The sequence below is a fragment of the Stutzerimonas balearica DSM 6083 genome (assembly GCF_000818015.1).
Classification (GTDB): Bacteria; Pseudomonadota; Gammaproteobacteria; order Pseudomonadales; family Pseudomonadaceae; genus Stutzerimonas; species Stutzerimonas balearica.
The window spans coordinates 3,396,491-3,413,772 of sequence record NZ_CP007511.1 but is presented as its reverse complement, the minus strand read 5'-3'; the positions used below and the strand labels follow the sequence as shown (position 1 = coordinate 3,413,772).

Sequence of the window (17,282 nt, the reverse complement as noted above, 5' to 3'; positions counted from 1 at the left end):
CTAGCAGTCGAAGGCGTTGCGGATCCAGTTTAGCGAGGCATGACTGCCTTCCGGGCCTATGGCGACCACATCGAAGCGACAAGGGTGCGCTGCCCAGCGCGGCTCTTGGAGAAGGAAGTGCTGTGCCGCACGGACCAGCTTCTGTCGCTTTCTCGCGTCTACGCTTTCGATCGCGCCGCCCCAGGCGGTATGTCGTCTATAGCGAACTTCGACGAATACTACTGTATCGCCCTCAAGCATGACCAGATCGAGCTCGCCGCTGCGGCACAGCCAGTTCTGTGCCAGCAGCCGCAGGCCCTCGCCACGCAGATGGTGGCAGGCTAGTGCCTCCGCGGAGCGTCCGCTGCTCCGGCGGTCAATCATGGTCGGGCCGTCTCCGGCAGGCGCTCGACCTGTCCGTCACGGAAGCGCGCCCAGGGGAGCGCGCGCTCGATGCGTTGCTGATCACCGAGTGAAAGATAGCCGGACAAACCATCAAGGCGAGTGTCTGGAATCGCTACCAGCTGCCCCAGGCGCGGAGCCAGGAGATAGGCGTCTGCGCCCATCGCGTAGAGCCGGCCAAGGCTACCTGCGGCCTGCGGCCACTGTTGTTCGACTTGCTGGCGCAATGGCTGCTCGGGCTCCAGGAGCCACGGGGTCTCGGCAAACTGAATGCCCTCTAGGTCGAGATACTGGGTGCGATTGAGGGTTGCCGAGTGGACGTGCGAGGTCGCATAGACGGGCAGATCCCCCGCGTACTGGAATATCAGCGTGGGGCGGACCTGCTGCGCTTGCTGAGGCGTTGCGGTCAGGAATATGAAGTCGACGTCCTGGCGACGGGAGGGTTCGGCGGCGACGGCCTGGTTGGTACTGTTTTGCAGGCGCTGAGCGCGTGACTCGCTGGCCCGAAGCTGTAGCAGGTCGGCGATCTGATTGGCGAGCTGGACCGGTTCGGCCAGCGGCTCCGCGGCTACGGTAGTGCCGCCGAGCGATTGCCAGCGCTTGTTGAATGCGTCCAGTACGCGTGCCCCCCATTCCCCGCGAGGCGCTAGTGCGATGGCGCGACGATGGCCGTCGGCCCAGGCGCGATCGGCCGCTTCCCGTGCTTCGTCTTCGGCTGCAAGGCCAAACTGGAAGAGCTGAGGGGGCATTTGCTGATCGGCTTCGCTGTAGTTCAGGGCGAGGGTGGTGATTGGCAGGCTGCTGCGGCTTGCCAGTTGGCGGACCAGATCCTTTTCCAGCGGGCCGATCACCAGTTGTGTGCCCTTGGCCATGGCCTGCTGGTAAAAGCTGTCGAGTGACGGTTGCGCTGTGCTGTCGTAGAGGTCGATTTTCAGCTCGGGCTGGCCGGCCTGGCGGGCTTGCAGATGAGCGGCAAGAAAGCCGTCGCGCAGGGCCTGGGATACGTTGGCCAGCGGCCCCTGCATCGGCAGCAGCAAGGCGATGCGGGTCAGGGGCTGGTCGGCCAGTTCGCGCAGCTTTACCAGTGAAGTGGGTAGCTGTTTGGCGGCGGGGTGCTGTGGATGGGTGGCGATCCAGTCGTCGATCGCTCGCTGCTGCTGGCTGATCATGCCGGCTTGCTTCACTGCGGCGGCCAATGACAACCAGCCGGCCAGATCCTGGTCGGCTTCGGTGGCTTGGCGCAGCTCGTCCTGTGGAATTTCCGCCACGAGGGTCCAGATGTGTTCGTGGTTTTCCTGGCCGGCCGTGCCGCTGAGCAACGGGGCGATGAATGCGCGCTCGCGAGCGGCGGCCAAGAGCTGCCCTTGTCCTTCAAGGGCCTGGGCGCGGGCGGTCTGGCTGCGCACCTGCTGTTCCACCGGCAATTCGCCGAGGCGAGCGAAGGCCGGGTGGTTGAGGGCCTGCAATGCTTTGTCCGAGTTGCCGGCCGCCAACTCGACCTCGGCCAGCAGGGTGCTGGCGAACATTTGTTGTGCCGGCATCAGTGAGTCGATTGGGGTCAGCTGCAAGATGCTCCGCGCTTGCGCGAAATTGCCTTGTTTGAGGCTCTGATCTGCCGCGGCCAGTCGCAGAGCGGCAGCCTGTTCCGCGTCGCTCTGCTTGGCCTGCTCGAGCAGTTGCTGGGTAGTGGCCTGTGGTGTGCGCGGCAGTTCGCCCAATGCAGGTGCGCGCGACCCGGCGCACGCGGCGACAAGGATCGCCAGGCTGATGATTAGGATTGAGCGAAGACAGGCCAGCATTTGGTCGTTCCTGAGGCAGTGGCAAGGTCAGTCGAAATCGTGTGGGCAGGCGATGCGCCGGTCCGATGCGAACGGATGGGGCGTGACTGCGACCGATTGTACCCAAGCACCGGCCTGGCGGCGACGCTGCGGCGGCTGATCGGGCTACAATGCCGGTTTTTGTGATCGAGGTAAGGCTGTGACTGTCAGCGAGACGGCAAATTCCTCAGGTGGGACGCTCTACGTAGTCGCTACGCCGATCGGTAATCTCGAGGACATCAGCGCCCGCGCGCTGCGAATTCTTCGTGAGGTGTCACTGATCGCCGCCGAGGATACCCGCCACTCGGCTCGCCTAATGGCTCACTTCGGTATCGGTACCCCGCTGGCAGCCTGTCACGAGCATAACGAGCGTAGCGAAGAAGGTCGCTTTCTGGGGGTGCTCGGTGATGGCAAGGATGTTGCGCTGATATCCGATGCCGGCACGCCGCTAATTTCCGATCCTGGTTTCCGCTTGGTGCGGGCTGCGCGCGCTGCGGGTTTTCGGGTCGTGCCTGTGCCAGGAGCTTGTGCCTTGATTGCAGCGCTGTCTGCCGCCGGCCTTGCCTCCGATCGCTTTGTGTTCGAGGGCTTTCTGCCTGCCAAAAGTGCCGCTCGACGTGCTCGGCTGCAGCTACTGCAGGAGGAGCCGCGCACGCTCATCCTTTATGAGGCGCCGCACCGGTTGCTCGACTGCCTCAGCGATCTGGCCGAGATTTTCGGTGAGGCGCGCCCGGCTGTGCTGGCGCGCGAGCTGACCAAGACCTATGAGACGCTCAAGGGGCTTGCGCTGGGCGAGCTGCGGGATTGGGTCCGGGCCGACCCCAATCAACAGCGCGGAGAGTGCGTGTTGGTTGTTGGTGGCTGGGAGGCACCGGAGGGTGATGAGGCAGTCGATGCGCAGACCTTGCGCGTACTCGATCTGTTGCTTGGCGAGTTGCCAGTCAAGCGGGCGGCCGCGCTGGCCGCGGAAATTACAGGCGTGCGCAAGAATCTGCTCTATCAGCTGGCGCTCGAGCGCAAATGAGCGCAGCGGCGTGCTTGCGATGCCTGGCATCGGCGAGTACCCTGCGCGGCGGAGAGTCGATCGGACAGTCGCTGCTTCGAGCTGCTGCGGTAGCTGGAAGGGGAGGAAAGTCCGGGCTCCATAGGGCGAAGTGCCAGGTAACGCCTGGGAGGCGCGAGCCTACGGAAAGTGCCACAGAAAACAACCGCCTAAGCGCTTCGGCGCCGGTAAGGGTGAAAAGGTGCGGTAAGAGCGCACCGCACGGCTGGCAACAGTCCGTGGCTAGGTAAACCCCACTTGGAGCAAGACCAAATAGGGACCCTTCGGCGTGGCCCGCGCTGGGTCCGGGTAGGTTGCTAGAGGCAGTCAGCGATGGCTGTCGTAGAGGAATGACTGTCCTCGACAGAACCCGGCTTACAGATCGACTCTCCCCCTCTTTCCGCTCTATCCAGTCGCTCAGCCATTGCCAAAAGTTCTTGCTCTTAATAAAGCACTTTAACTTTGGCGGCCAAGGTGGCTCTCCTGCTCTGCTTAATAGTTTCCTGCGCTCGTCAGTTTTCCGTTGTTTCTTCCTGATCATTCCTAAATTGCCGCTCCGTAAGGCTTTTTCCCGCTAGGCGTGCCTTGACGGTGGGGCAGCCGCATTTCTATAGTGCGCACAAGTGGTAGAAAGTGGGATGAAGTGGGTAGATATGGGCATGGATAGCTAATTCAGGGGAAGCAGCCGTGTTTCGCGGAGCGAATGCCATCAGTCTCGATGCCAAAGGGCGGCTAGCGATGCCCAGCCGGTATCGTGACGAGTTGCTTTCGCGTGGAGAGGGCCAGCTGATCGTCACCATCGATGCCGTCGATCGTTGCCTCTGTATCTATCCCTTGCCCGAGTGGGAGCTGATTGAAGCGAAGCTGCGCGAGCTGCCCTCGCTGCGTGAAGAGACTCGTCGCCTGCAGCGCCTGCTCATTGGCAACGCCGTGGATGTCGAGATGGACGGCAGTGGACGTGTGCTGGTGCCGCCGCGCCTGCGCGAGTATGCGCGGCTGGACAAGCGCGCCATGCTGGTCGGTCAGCTCAACAAATTTCAGCTGTGGAACGAAGACGACTGGAACGCGGTTTCTGACGCGGACCTGGCGGCCATCAAACAACCCGGCGGTCTGCCGGAAGAACTACGTGACCTAATACTGTGAGCCAGATCAGCGACCTGCGACATGTCACCGTGTTGCTCGACGAAGCCGTCGCGGCGCTGGCTGTGCGTCCGGATGGCCTCTATATAGATGGTACCTTCGGGCGCGGCGGGCATAGTCGCCTGCTCTTGCGAATGCTTGGGCCTGATGGCCGTTTGCTAGGGTTCGACAAGGATCCAATGGCAATCGCCACGGGACAAGCACTAGCGGCCGAAGACGGCCGCTTTGTCGTTGTGCAGAGAAGCTTTGCCGAGCTTTCCGACGAGCTGCGTGAACGCGGCTGGATGGGCACGGTCTCGGGCGTCCTGCTTGACCTGGGTGTGTCCTCCCCGCAACTCGATGATCCGGATCGCGGCTTCAGCTTTCTCAGCGATGGCCCGCTCGACATGCGCATGGATCCGACCCGTGGCGTCAGTGCGGCGCAGTGGCTGGCGGACGCGTCCGAAGACGACATCGCGAGGGTCTTCAAAGAATACGGTGAGGAGCGCTTCGCCAAGCGTATGGCGCGGGCAATCGTCCAGCGGCGTGGTGAGGCGCCGTTCACGCGCACCGCAGACCTGGCCAAGGTCGTCACCGATGCCAACCCGGCCTGGGAGAAAGGCAAGAATCCCGCGACGCGCGCCTTTCAGGGGTTGCGCATTTTCATCAACAACGAACTGGGTGATCTGGAGCGCGGCCTCGATGCGGCGCTCGAAGCGCTTGAGGTCGGCGGGCGGCTGGTGGTGATCAGTTTCCACTCCCTCGAAGATCGCATCGTCAAGCAGTTCATGCGCCGACATGCCAAGGGTGAGGCGGACAAGCTGCCGCGCGACCTGCCTATCATTCCGAAGGCCTTCGAGCCTCGCCTGAAGCTGCTCGGCAAACCGCAGTACGCGTCGGACGAAGAGGTGAAGGCCAACCCTCGCTCGCGCAGCGCCATCATGCGAGTCGCGGAGAAGCTGCGATGAGCCGCGCGCGCGCCACCATGCCCCGCGGGGGGCTGCTCATGCTGATCCTGTTCGTCGGCGTTTTGCTCTCGGCGATCGCGGTCGCCTACACGGCCCATTGGAATCGTCAGTTGCTGAACGAGCTGTACGCCGAACTCAGCGTGCGCGACAAGACGCAGGCCGAGTGGGGGCGCTTGATTCTCGAGCAGAGCACCTGGACGGCGCACAGTCGCATCGAGGCGCTGGCGACCGGTCAGCTGAAGATGCATATCCCGGCTGCGGCAGATGTGAGATTGGTGGCGCCATGAGGCTCGACGGCGCGCGCTACCCCTGGCGCTTTCGCTTGGTTCTGGCCCTGCTGGCACTGCTGGTGGGCGCGCTCGCCTGGCGGATCGTCGACCTGCAGGTCATGGATCAGGCGTTCCTGCAGGGGCAGGGCGACGCTCGCAGCGTTCGGCATATTCCGATCCCTGCGCATCGTGGGCTGATCACCGATCGCAACGGTGAGCCTTTGGCCGTCAGCACCCCTGTCACCACGCTGTGGGGCAATCCGAAAGAACTGCAGGCTGCGCGTGCGCGCTGGCCCGAGCTGGCAAAGGCGCTGGGTCAGGATCCGGCCGTATTGACCGCAAGGCTGCAAGAGCAGGCCTCGCGCGAATTTACCTATCTGGTGCGCGGGCTGACGCCTGAGCAGGGGCAGGCAGTGCTGGATCTGAAGATCCCCGGCGTCTACGCGCAGGAGGAATTCCGCCGCTTCTACCCGGCCGGCGAAGTGGCTGCGCACCTGGTGGGCTTCACCGATATCGATGACCGTGGCCGCGAAGGCATGGAGCTGGCGTATGACGAATGGCTCGCCGGCGTACCGGGCAAGCGGCAGGTGCTCAAGGACCGTCGCGGCCGTCTGATCAAGGACGTTCAGGTCGTCAAGAACGCCAAGCCGGGCAAGCCCATGGCCCTGTCGATCGACCTGCGCCTGCAATACTTGGCCCACAGCGAGCTGCGCAACGTGATGCTCGAGCACGGTGCCAAGGCCGCGAGCATGGTCATCATCGATGTGAAGACCGGCGAGATCCTGGCCATGGCCAATCAGCCGACCTACAACCCGAACAACCGTCGCAACATGCAGCCGGTGGCCATGCGCAACCGGGCGATGATCGACGTGTTCGAGCCCGGCTCGACGGTCAAGCCGTTCTCCATCGCCGCGGCGCTGGGTACCGGCAAGTACAAACCCGAGTCGGTAATCGACACCATGCCCGGCTGGCTGCGTATCGGTCGCTACACCATTCGCGACGTGTCGCGCGGCGGCCTGCTCGACCTGACCGGCATCCTGAAGAAGTCCAGCAACGTCGGCATCAGCAAGATCGCCCTGGATATCGGGCCTGAACCGGTCTATGCGGTCATGCAGCAGGCCGGTTTCGGCCAGGACACCGGCCTCGGCTTTCCCGGCGAGCGCGTCGGCAACCTGCCCAATCACCGCAAATGGCGCGATGCCGAGACGGCTTCGCTGGCCTATGGCTACGGCCTGTCGGTCACGGCCGTGCAGCTGGCTCATGCTTACGCCGTGCTTGGCAACAGGGGTGTGAACGTACCGCTGTCGCTGCTGCGTCTGGATCGGCCGGTCGAGGGCGCTCAGGTGATCAATCCGGAGATTGCCGGGACCGTGTTGAAGATGCTGCAGGCTGTCGTCGAGGAAGAGGGCGGTGGTGGTACCCGGGCCCAGGTGCCGGGTTATCACATCGGCGGCAAGAGCGGCACGGCCAAGAAGATTTCCGGTACCGGTGGCTATACCCAGAGCGCCTACCGCTCGTTCTTCGCGGGTGTCGCGCCGGTCACCGACCCGCGTATCGCCGCCGTGGTGGTGGTCGATGAGCCCAGTACCGGCGGCTACTACGGCGGGCTGGTCGCGGCGCCGGTATTCGGCAAGGTCATGGCCCGGGCGCTGCGTCTGATGAACATCGCTCCTGACAATCTGCCGCCGCCTGCCCCCGTGCAGACGGCGGATGCCGCTCAGAGCAAGGGAGGGCGCGGCTGATGTCCATGTCTCTGAATCATCTGCTGCCGCAGGCGGCTGCCGATGTCGTGGTGCGCGAGCTGACGCTCGACAGCCGCAAGGTGCGCCCCGGTGATCTGTTCTTCGCGTTGCCCGGGCTGCACAGCGATGGGCGCACGCACATCGCCGATGCTATCGACCGTGGCGCGGCAGCCATCGTCTATGAGGCCGAGGGCGCCGAGGTGCAGGTCACTACCGCCGCCGCCTTCGTCCCTGTGCGCCATCTGGCCGAGCAGCTTTCGGCGATCGCCGGCCGCTTCTACGGTGAGCCGAGTCGCAGTCTGCGGCTGGTCGGCGTCACGGGTACCAACGGCAAGACCAGCGTGAGCCAGTTGATCGCCCAGGCGCTCGATCAGCTCGGCGAGCGCTGCGGCATCATCGGCACGCTTGGCACGGGTTTTCATGGCGAGCTGGAACTGGGTCGCCACACCACCCCCGATGCCATCGGCGTGCAGGCTGCGCTTGCCGGGCTGAAACAACGTGAAGCGCGTGCCGTCGCCATGGAGGTTTCCTCCCATGGACTGGACCAGGGGCGCGTCGCAGCACTAGCTTTCGACGTGGCGGTATTCACCAATCTGTCGCGCGACCACCTCGATTATCACGGCAGCATGGACGCCTATGCCGCAGCCAAGGCGCGTCTGTTCGACATGCCTGGGCTGAGCTGCTGCGTCATCAACCTCGACGATGCCTTTGGTCGCCAGCTGGCCGCGCAAGCACGCGAGGCGCGCCTGATCACTTACAGCCTCGAGGACCTGGCGGCGACTTTGTATTGCCCGGACGCGCGCCTGGACGACGAGGGCATCCATGCTCGCCTGGTAACCGCGCAGGGCGAGCGCATCCTGCGTAGCCCGCTGCTCGGGCGCTTCAATCTGAGCAACGTGCTGGCGGCGGTCGGCGCCTTGCTGGGCATGGACTATCCGCTGGATGAAATTCTCGAGGTGCTGCCGCTCCTGCAAGGCCCCGCTGGCCGTATGCAGCGCCTGGGCGGCGCCGAGCTTCCGCTGGTGGTAGTGGACTACGCACATACGCCGGATGCCCTGGAGAAAGTGCTCGAAGCGCTGCGCCCCCATGCGCACGGGCGTCTGTTGTGCCTGTTTGGCTGCGGCGGCGATCGCGATCGCGGCAAGCGACCGCTCATGGCGGCGGCCGCCGAACGGCTGGCCGATGTCGTATTGGTGACCGATGACAATCCGCGCAACGAAGCGCCGGAACAGATCTTTGCCGACATTCGCCAGGGCTTTTCCGATGCGGCTGCGGTGAGCTTTCAGCATGGTCGTGCCGATGCCATTGCCGCGGTGATTGCGGCCAGCCGGGGCGACGACGTGGTGCTTCTGGCCGGCAAGGGCCATGAGGACTATCAGGAAATCCGTGGCGAGCGGCTGCCGTTCTCCGACCTGGAAGAGGCGCAGAAGGCGCTTGCGCGTTGGAGGGCATCCCATGCTTGAAGCGATGCGTATCAGTGAGCTGCTCGCGCCCCTGGCGGGTCGCCTGGTCGGCACCGATGTCGCCTTCGACTCGGTCAGCACGGACAGCCGCGCCATTCAGCCCGGCCAGCTGTTCGTCGCCCTGAGCGGCGAGCGCTTCGACGGGCACGCCTACCTGGCCGATGTGGCCGCCAAGGGCGCAGTGGCCGCGCTGGTGCAGCGAGAAATAGAAGACGCGGGCCTGCCGCAGTTGGTGGTCGCTGACACCCGCCTGGCACTGGGCCAGCTGGGCGCGTTGAACCGCGATCGCTTCAGCGGTCCGGTCGCCGCGGTCACCGGCTCGAGCGGCAAGACCAGCGTGAAGGAAATGCTCGCAAGCATCCTGCGTGCGGCGTTCGGCCATGACGCCGTACTGGCGACCCGGGGCAACCTGAACAACGATCTGGGCGCGCCGCTGACACTGCTGGATATCGGTGCGCAACACCGCAGTGCCGTAATCGAGCTCGGCGCCTCGCGGGTGGGTGAGATCGCCTATACGGTGGCGCTGGTGCGCCCGCAGGTCAGCATCATTACCAATGCCGGTACTGCTCACGTGGGCGAGTTCGGCGGGGTCGACAAGATCGTCGAAGCCAAGGGCGAGATCCTTGACGGGCTTGGCGATGGCGGTGTCGCCGTACTCAACCGTGATGACAAGGCCTACCCCGTATGGGCGGCACGAGCAGCCGGGCGGCGCATCCTCGGATTCGGCCTGGAGAGTCCTTTGGCCGACTTCACCGCGGGCCTGATCGGCCATGACGAGCGCGGCTGCCCCAACTTCACCTTGGCCGGGCCGAGTGGCACTGCGCGGATCCAGCTGAACCTGCTGGGTCGTCACAACATCGCCAACGCGCTGGCCGCCGCCGCCGCGGCGCATGCGCTGGGCGTGGCGCTGCCCGCCATCGTCGATGGGCTCCAGACCCTCCAGCCGGTCAAAGGGCGAGGTGTGGCCCAGATGCTCGGCAACGGCGTGCGCCTGATCGACGACAGCTACAACGCCAACCCGGCGTCCATCTGCGCCGCCATCGACGTGCTGAGCGGTTTCGCGGGCCGGCGGCTGCTGGTGCTCGGCGACATGGGCGAGCTCGGTGAATGGGCCGAGGAAGGCCATCGCGAAGTCGGCGCCTACGCGCGCGGCAAGATCGATGCGCTGTACGCGGTCGGTCCGCTGATGGCGCATGCCGTTGCCGCCTTTGGCGTCGGTGCTCGGCATTTCGCCGACCAGGCCAGCCTGATCGAGGCGCTGCGCGCCGAGCAGGGAAGTGCCACCACCTTATTGATCAAGGGTTCGCGCAGCGCGGCGATGGACAGAGTCGTCGTCGCGCTGGGCGGACCGGCCATGGAGAAACATTGATGCTGCTGTTACTCGCCGAGTACCTGCAACGGTTCCACACCGGGTTCGGGGTGTTCCAGTACCTGACCCTGCGCGGGATTCTTGGCGTGCTCACCGCGCTGGTGCTGTCGCTGTGGATGGGCCCCTGGCTGATCCGCACCCTGCAGATCCGCCAGATCGGCCAGGCGGTGCGTACCGACGGGCCGCAATCGCACCTGTCCAAGTCCGGCACGCCGACCATGGGCGGCGCGCTGATTCTCAGCGCCATCGCCATCAGCACCCTGCTGTGGGCCGATCTGGGCAATCGTTATGTCTGGGTGGTCCTGGGCGTGACGCTGCTGTTCGGCGCCATCGGCTGGGTCGATGACTATCGCAAGGTCATCGAGAAGAATTCGCGTGGTCTGCCGAGCCGCTGGAAGTATTTCTGGCAGTCGGTGTTCGGTCTGGGCGCCGCGGTGTTTCTCTATATGACGGCGCAGACGCCGGTCGAAACCACGCTCATCCTGCCGCTGTTGAAGAATATAGAGATCCCGTTGGGCATCGGTTTCGTCGTGCTCAGCTATTTCGTCATCGTCGGCGCGAGCAATGCGGTAAACCTGACCGACGGGCTGGATGGCCTGGCAATCATGCCAACGGTGATGGTCGGCGGCGGTCTGGGCATCTTCTGCTACCTGTCGGGGAACATGAATTTCGCCGACTACCTGCTGATTCCGTACGTCCCCGGTGCCGGCGAGCTGATCGTCTTCTGTGGCGCACTGACGGGCGCGGGACTGGGCTTTCTCTGGTTCAACACCTACCCGGCGCAGGTCTTCATGGGTGACGTCGGCGCCCTCGCGCTGGGCGCCGCGCTGGGGACCATCGCGGTGATCGTTCGCCAGGAAGTGGTGCTGTTCATCATGGGCGGCGTGTTCGTCATGGAAACCCTCTCGGTGATGATCCAGGTGGCGTCGTTCAAGCTGACCGGCAAGCGCGTGTTTCGCATGGCGCCGATCCATCACCACTTCGAACTCAAGGGCTGGCCCGAACCGCGGGTCATCGTGCGCTTCTGGATCATCACGGTGATCCTGGTGCTCGTCGGTCTGGCCACGCTGAAGCTGAGGTGAACGACGTGCTCATCGCATCCGACCAGTTCCGCATCGTTGTCGGCCTCGGCAAGAGCGGCCTCTCCGTGGTTCGCCATCTGGCGCGCCGCGGTCTGCCGTTTGCGGTGGCCGACACGCGCGCCAACCCGCCGGAGCTGGCCACCCTGGCCGCGCAGTATCCGCAGGTCGAGGTGCGTTGCGGCGAGCTGGACGTCGACTTCCTCTGCCGCGCCAGCGAGCTGATCGTCAGCCCCGGGTTGCCGGTCAGCACGCCCGCACTGCAGGCGGCCGCCGCGCGCGGTGTGAAGCTGTCCGGCGACATCGACCTGTTCGCCCGCGAAGCCAAGGCACCGATCGTTGCGATCACCGGCTCGAATGCCAAGAGCACCGTGACCACGCTGGTCGGCGAGATGGCGCTGGCGGCAGGGCGGCGTGTCGCGGTTGGCGGCAACCTGGGTACGCCAGCGCTGGATCTGCTGGACGACAGCGTTGAGCTCTACGTGCTCGAGCTGTCGAGCTTTCAGCTGGAAACCACCGAGTGCCTGAACGCCGAGGTGGCGACCTGCCTGAACATCAGCGAAGACCACATGGACCGCTACAGCGGCCTGCCGGCCTATCACCAGGCCAAGCACCGCATCTTCCGTGGCGCGCGTCAGGTCGTCGTCAATCGTGATGACCTGTTGAGCCGCCCGCTGCCCGTCGAGGGCGTCGCGGTCTGGACCTTTGGCCTGGGCCAACCGGACTTTCGTGGCTTCGGTCTGCGCGACGAGGCCGGCGAGCGCTGCCTGGCGTTCCAGTTCGAGACGCTGATGCCCGTGCGAGAGCTGAAGGTCCGTGGTGCGCACAACCAGTCGAACGCACTCGCCGCGCTGGCGCTCGGCCACGCGGTCGGTCTGCCGTTCGAGGCGATGCTCGAGACGCTGCGCCGTTTTGCCGGTCTGCCACATCGCTGCCAGTGGGTCGGTGAACGCGGTGGTGTCGCCTATTACGACGACTCCAAGGCCACCAATGTCGGCGCGGCCTTGGCTGCCATCGAGGGGCTGGGCGCGGATATCCCGGGCCAGTTGGTGTTGATCGCCGGCGGCGATGGCAAGGGCGCCGACTTCGGCCCCCTGCGTGCGCCGATCGGCCGTTATTGTCGGGCGGTGGTGTTGCTCGGCCGCGACGCACCGCGCCTGGCCGAGGCGCTGCAGGGCGCCGTGGCGCTGCTGCCGGTGGCTTCGCTGGACGACGCCGTCAAAGCAGCTGCAGACGTGGCGCAGCCGGGCGATGCCGTGCTGCTGTCGCCGGCCTGCGCGAGCCTGGACATGTTCCGCAACTTCGAAGAACGCGGCCGGTTGTTCGCCGCAGCGGTGGAGGCGCTCGTCTGATGCTCGCCTTCCTGCGCAACGCCTCATCGCCGCTGTTCGGTCGCCGTCTGGTCGACCTGGACTTCCCCATGCTGGCCGGCTGCCTGGCGCTGCTGGGGCTGGGCCTGGTGATGATCACCTCGGCGTCCTCGGAAGTCGCGGCGGTCAATTCGGGCAATGCGCTGTATCACATGGTGCGCCACCTGGTTTACGTGGCCCTCGGCCTGGGAGCCGCGCTGCTGGTGCTGCTGGTGCCGGTTAATACCTGGCAGCGGCTCGACTGGATGCTGCTGCTCGCTGCGTTCGGCCTGTTGATCCTGGTGCTGATTCCCGGGGTTGGCCGCGAGGTGAACGGTTCGATGCGCTGGATTGGCTTTGGTGCCTTCAACGTGCAGCCTTCCGAGCTGGCCAAGGTCTTCGTGGTGATCTACCTGGCCGGTTATCTGGTGCGCCGCCAGGCCGAGGTGCGCGAGAGCATGTGGGGCTTTGCCAAGCCGTTTCTCGTGTTGCTGCCGATGGCCATGCTGCTGCTGCTCGAGCCGGACTTCGGTGCCACCGTCGTCATGATGGGGGCGGCAGTGGCCATGCTGTTCCTCGGTGGCGTCGGCCTTATTCGCTTCAGCTTGCTCGTGGTGTTCGCCGTGGGCGCGGTGTTCATCTTGGTACAGACCCAGGAGTATCGTCTGCAGCGCCTGATCACCTTCACCGATCCCTGGGCCGATCAGTACGGTGCCGGCTACCAGCTGACGCAGGCGCTGATCGCCTTTGGCCGCGGCGAGTGGTTCGGCGTCGGCCTGGGCAACAGTGTGCAGAAGCAGTTCTATCTGCCCGAGGCGCACACCGACTTCGTCTTCTCGGTGCTGGCCGAGGAGCTCGGTATGGTTGGCGCGCTGGTGACCATCGGCCTGTTCGCCTTTGTTGGCGTACGCGCGCTCTACATCGGCCTGTGGGCCGAGAAGGCCAAGCAGTTCTTCGCCGCTTACGTGGCCTGGGGCATCGCCTTCCTCTGGCTGGGGCAGTTCCTCATCAATATCGGTGTGAATGTCGGCCTGCTGCCGACCAAGGGCCTGACGCTGCCGTTCCTCAGCTATGGCGGCAGCTCGTTGATCGTGACCTGCGCGAGCATGGCCCTGCTGCTGCGCATCGAATGGGAAAGCCGCACGGTTCTGGGCAGCGAGGAGGTGGAGTTCAGCGAGTCGGACTTCCATGAGCCTGCACTTGGCAAGGAGGCTGCCCATGGCCGCTAACGTGCTGATCATGGCTGGCGGAACCGGCGGCCACGTGTTCCCTGCGCTGGCCTGTGCCCGCGAGTTCCAGGCGCGCGGTTACAGCGTGCACTGGCTGGGTACGCCGCGCGGCATCGAGAACGAACTGGTGCCCGCCGCCGGCTTGCCGCTGCACCTGATCCAGGTCAGCGGCTTGCGCGGCAAGAGCCTGGCGGCCCTGCTCAAGGCGCCGCTGCAGCTGGTCCGTTCGCTGCTGCAGGCGCGGCGGATCATCCGCGAACTGAAGCCCGTCTGCGTGCTGGGCCTGGGTGGCTACGTCACCGGCCCGGGCGGCCTGGCCGCACGCCTGGCTGGCGTGCCGCTGATCATCCACGAGCAGAATGCCGTCGCCGGAACGGCCAACCGCAGTCTCGTGCCGCTGGCCCGCCGGGTCTGCGAGGCGTTCCCGGATACGTTCAAGGCCAGCGCCAAGCGCCGTACCACCGGTAACCCGGTGCGCGAGGAGCTGTTCCTCGAGACGCCGCGCGATTCGCTGGTCAACCGCCGGCCGCGTCTGTTGGTCTTGGGCGGCAGCCTTGGCGCCGAGCCGCTGAACAAGCTGCTGCCTCAGGCCCTTGCGCGGGTGCCCGCGCAGTTGCGTCCGGAGGTGTTCCACCAGGCCGGCAAACAGCATGCCGAACTCACCCAGGCACGCTATGCCGAGGCCGCGGTAGAGGCCAGGGTCGCGCCTTTCATCAAGGACATGGCGCAGGCCTATGCCTGGGCCGACCTGGTGATCTGCCGTGCCGGTGCCCTGACCGTCTCCGAACTGGCGGCCGCCGGGCTGCCGTCGTTCCTGGTGCCGCTGCCGCATGCCATCGACGATCACCAGACGCGCAATGCCGGTTATCTGGCCAGGGGCGGCGCTGCCGTGCTTCTGCCGCAAGCCAAGACTGACGCTGCCGGCCTTGCCGGGCAGCTAGAAGAGGTACTGATGCACCCGGAAAAACTAAAGGCCATGGGCGTTGCTGCACGTCAGCTGGCGCGGCCGGATGCGACCCGTCGGGTCGTCGACATCTGCCTGGAGGTGGCACATGGCTAAGTCACCTGCTGCGGTGAAAGCCGAGGTCCGGCGCATGCGCCGCATCCGTCGCATCCATTTCGTCGGTATCGGCGGGGTCGGCATGTGCGGAATCGCCGAGGTGTTGCTCAACCTGGGTTACGAGGTGTCCGGCTCGGACCTCAAGGTATCGGCCAGCACCGAGCGTCTGCAGAGCTTCGGTGCGCAGATCTTCATCGGCCATCAGGCCGGTAACGTTGCCGGTGCCGATGTGCTGGTAGTGTCCAGCGCGATCAATGCTTCCAACCCCGAGGTGGCGCTGGCGCTCGAGCAGCGCATTCCGGTGGTGCCGCGCGCCGAGATGCTTGCTGAGCTGATGCGTTATCGCCATGGCATCGCGGTCGCCGGTACCCACGGCAAGACGACCACCACCAGCCTGCTGGCCTCGGTATTTGCCGCAGGTGGGCTGGACCCGACCTTTGTCATCGGTGGCCGGCTCACGGCGGCCGGCACCAACGCGCAGCTGGGCAGCAGTCGCTACCTGATCGCCGAGGCCGACGAGAGCGACGCCAGCTTCCTGCACCTGCAACCGATGGTGGCCGTGGTCACCAATATCGATGCCGACCACATGAGCACCTATGGCGGCGACTTCGGCAAGCTGAAGAAGACCTTTGTCGAGTTCCTCCACAACCTGCCGTTCTACGGTCTGGCGGTGCTCTGTGTAGATGACCCGGTAGTGCGCGAGATCATCCCGCAGATCGGTCGTCCGACCACGACCTACGGCCTGAGCGAGGATGCCGACGTGCGCGCCATCGACATCCGCCAGGAAGGCATGCGCACCCATTTCACCGCCTTGCGCGCCGGCCATGAGCCGCTGCAGGTTTCGGTCAACATGCCGGGTACGCACAACGTGCTCAACGCGCTGGCCACCATCGCCATCGCCAGTGACGAAGGCATCGATGACGAGGCCATCGTGCGCGGGCTGTCGCAGTTCGAAGGGGTTGGCCGCCGCTTCCAGGTCTACGGCGAGCTGCCGGTCGACGACGGCAGCGTGATGCTGGTCGACGATTACGGTCACCACCCGCGCGAGGTCGCAGCGGTGATCAAGGCGGTGCGGGGCGGCTGGCCGGAGCGGCGCCTGGTGATGGTCTATCAGCCGCATCGCTTCAGCCGTACGCGCGATCTTTACGACGACTTCGTTCAGGTCCTGGCCGATGCCAATGTCCTGTTGTTGATGGAGGTCTACCCGGCCGGCGAGGAGCCGATTCCCGGCGCCGACAGCCGCCAGCTCTGCCACAGCATCCGTCAGCGCGGCCAGCTCGACCCGATCTACGTCGAGCGCGGCGCGGACCTGGCGCCGGTCATCAAGCCGTTGCTGCGTGCCGGCGACATCCTGCTGTGCCAGGGCGCCGGCGATATCGGCGGCGTTGCTCCGCAACTGATGAAAAGCCCCCTGTTCGCTGGCGCCAGGCCGGCCGCGAGGAAGAATCCATGAGCGCCCTGCAATCGACCCGCAACCCGCAGTCCTATGGCCGCGTTGCCGTGCTCTATGGTGGACGCAGCGCCGAGCGCGAGGTCTCGCTGAAGTCGGGTGCCGCGGTGCTGGCTACCCTTCGCGAAGCCGGCGTCGACGCGTTCGGCATCGATGTCGACGAGCATTTCCTCGAGCGCCTGAGCCAGGAACGCGTCGATCGTGCGTTCATCGTGCTGCACGGCCGTGGCGGTGAGGACGGCAGCATGCAGGGGCTGCTCGAGTGCGCCGGCATTCCTTACACCGGCAGCGGCATCCTCGCTTCGGCGCTGGCGATGGACAAGCTGCGCACCAAGCAGGTCTGGCAGAGCCTCGGCCTGCCGACGCCACGCCATGCGGTGTTGGCCAGCGAAGAAGACTGCAAGCGGGCTGCCGAAACGCTGGGCTTTCCGCTGATCGTCAAGCCGGCGCACGAGGGCTCCAGCATCGGCATGGCCAAGGTCGGCGGCCTCGCCGAACTGATCGCCGCCTGGCGTGATGCAAGCGCCTACGACGCTCAGGTGCTGGTCGAACAGTGGATCCAGGGCCCGGAGTTCACCATCGCCGTGCTGCGCGGCGAGGTGCTGCCGCCCATCGGCCTGGGTACGCCGCACACCTTTTACGACTACGACGCCAAGTACCTGGCCTCCGATACCCAGTACCGCATTCCTTGCGGGCTCGATGCGGCCAAGGAAGCGGAGCTCAAGCAACTGACCGCACGCGCGTGCGAGGCGGTCGGCGTCAGTGGCTGGGCGCGCGTGGACGTGATGCAGGACGGCCAGGGTGAGTTCTGGCTGTTGGAAGTGAACACCGTACCGGGAATGACCGACCACAGCCTGGTGCCGATGGCGGCACGCGCGGCCGGGCTGGATTTCCAGCAACTGGTGCTGGCCATTCTCGAAGCAAGCTACGAAGCAGGGAACTGAG

General features: G+C 65.4%; 15 protein-coding genes and 1 other RNA gene. 14 read left to right on the top strand and 2 right to left on the bottom strand.

Features of this window, described 5'->3' with window-relative positions; genetic code table 11:
- On the bottom strand, positions 1–363 hold the full coding sequence (locus tag CL52_RS20855; protein WP_074519930.1) for a YraN family protein: 363 nt from the start codon (positions 361–363) through the stop codon (positions 1–3).
- Entirely contained in the window at positions 360–2,180 is a 1,821-nt protein-coding gene (locus CL52_RS15755; RefSeq protein ID WP_082041995.1) for a penicillin-binding protein activator, read from the bottom strand. The genes CL52_RS20855 and CL52_RS15755 overlap by 4 nt, the downstream gene beginning before the upstream one ends.
- A gap of 178 nt (positions 2,181–2,358) precedes the next feature.
- Here CL52_RS15755 and rsmI point away from each other — a divergent pair, with 178 nt between their 5' ends.
- From rsmI to CL52_RS15690, 14 genes are all read left to right on the top strand, one after another.
- Entirely contained in the window at positions 2,359–3,222 is an 864-nt protein-coding gene (gene rsmI, locus CL52_RS15750) for a 16S rRNA (cytidine(1402)-2'-O)-methyltransferase (protein ID WP_043221684.1), read from the top strand.
- Positions 3,223–3,274: 52 nt separating this feature from the next.
- Positions 3,275–3,634, top strand: an RNA gene (gene rnpB / locus CL52_RS20385) — RNase P RNA component class A.
- 293 nt (positions 3,635–3,927) lie between these two features.
- A complete protein-coding gene (mraZ, locus tag CL52_RS15745) occupies positions 3,928–4,383 on the top strand; it encodes a division/cell wall cluster transcriptional repressor MraZ (protein WP_041104025.1) in 456 nt (151 codons plus the stop codon).
- Positions 4,380–5,327 (top strand): 16S rRNA (cytosine(1402)-N(4))-methyltransferase RsmH, encoded by a 948-nt coding sequence (gene rsmH / locus CL52_RS15740; RefSeq protein WP_043221682.1) that lies wholly within the window; start codon positions 4,380–4,382, stop codon positions 5,325–5,327. Before mraZ ends, rsmH begins: the two co-directional genes overlap by 4 nt.
- The gene (gene ftsL / locus CL52_RS15735; protein ID WP_041104029.1) at positions 5,324–5,614 is read left to right on the top strand and encodes a cell division protein FtsL; all 291 of its coding nucleotides are present in this window, start codon (positions 5,324–5,326) and stop codon (positions 5,612–5,614) included. Before rsmH ends, ftsL begins: the two co-directional genes overlap by 4 nt.
- Positions 5,611–7,338 carry a peptidoglycan D,D-transpeptidase FtsI family protein gene (locus CL52_RS15730; protein ID WP_043221680.1) on the top strand — a complete coding sequence of 576 codons (1,728 nt, stop codon included), beginning with the start codon at positions 5,611–5,613 and terminating at the stop codon, positions 7,336–7,338. The genes ftsL and CL52_RS15730 overlap by 4 nt, the downstream gene beginning before the upstream one ends.
- Positions 7,338–8,801 carry a UDP-N-acetylmuramoyl-L-alanyl-D-glutamate--2,6-diaminopimelate ligase gene (locus CL52_RS15725; protein WP_043221678.1) on the top strand — a complete coding sequence of 488 codons (1,464 nt, stop codon included), beginning with the start codon at positions 7,338–7,340 and terminating at the stop codon, positions 8,799–8,801. The genes CL52_RS15730 and CL52_RS15725 overlap by 1 nt, the downstream gene beginning before the upstream one ends.
- Complete coding sequence (locus tag CL52_RS15720; RefSeq protein ID WP_043221676.1) at positions 8,794–10,170, top strand: UDP-N-acetylmuramoyl-tripeptide--D-alanyl-D-alanine ligase; 1,377 nt, start codon at positions 8,794–8,796, stop codon at positions 10,168–10,170. The genes CL52_RS15725 and CL52_RS15720 overlap by 8 nt, the downstream gene beginning before the upstream one ends.
- The gene (gene mraY / locus CL52_RS15715; protein WP_041104036.1) at positions 10,170–11,252 is read left to right on the top strand and encodes a phospho-N-acetylmuramoyl-pentapeptide-transferase; all 1,083 of its coding nucleotides are present in this window, start codon (positions 10,170–10,172) and stop codon (positions 11,250–11,252) included. Before CL52_RS15720 ends, mraY begins: the two co-directional genes overlap by 1 nt.
- Positions 11,253–11,257: 5 nt before the next feature.
- Positions 11,258–12,601, top strand: a complete 1,344-nt coding sequence (gene murD, locus CL52_RS15710; protein WP_043223257.1) for a UDP-N-acetylmuramoyl-L-alanine--D-glutamate ligase — start codon at positions 11,258–11,260, stop codon at positions 12,599–12,601.
- Positions 12,601–13,827 carry a putative lipid II flippase FtsW gene (gene ftsW, locus CL52_RS15705; protein WP_041104038.1) on the top strand — a complete coding sequence of 409 codons (1,227 nt, stop codon included), beginning with the start codon at positions 12,601–12,603 and terminating at the stop codon, positions 13,825–13,827. Before murD ends, ftsW begins: the two co-directional genes overlap by 1 nt.
- Positions 13,817–14,887 carry an undecaprenyldiphospho-muramoylpentapeptide beta-N-acetylglucosaminyltransferase gene (murG, locus tag CL52_RS15700; protein ID WP_043221674.1) on the top strand — a complete coding sequence of 357 codons (1,071 nt, stop codon included), beginning with the start codon at positions 13,817–13,819 and terminating at the stop codon, positions 14,885–14,887. The genes ftsW and murG overlap by 11 nt, the downstream gene beginning before the upstream one ends.
- A complete protein-coding gene (gene murC, locus CL52_RS15695) occupies positions 14,880–16,340 on the top strand; it encodes a UDP-N-acetylmuramate--L-alanine ligase (RefSeq protein ID WP_052264581.1) in 1,461 nt (486 codons plus the stop codon). The genes murG and murC overlap by 8 nt, the downstream gene beginning before the upstream one ends.
- Positions 16,337–17,281: a D-alanine--D-alanine ligase gene (locus CL52_RS15690; protein ID WP_043221670.1), complete on the top strand. Its 945-nt coding sequence runs from the start codon at positions 16,337–16,339 to the stop codon at positions 17,279–17,281. Before murC ends, CL52_RS15690 begins: the two co-directional genes overlap by 4 nt.
- Position 17,282 lies beyond the last annotated feature (1 nt).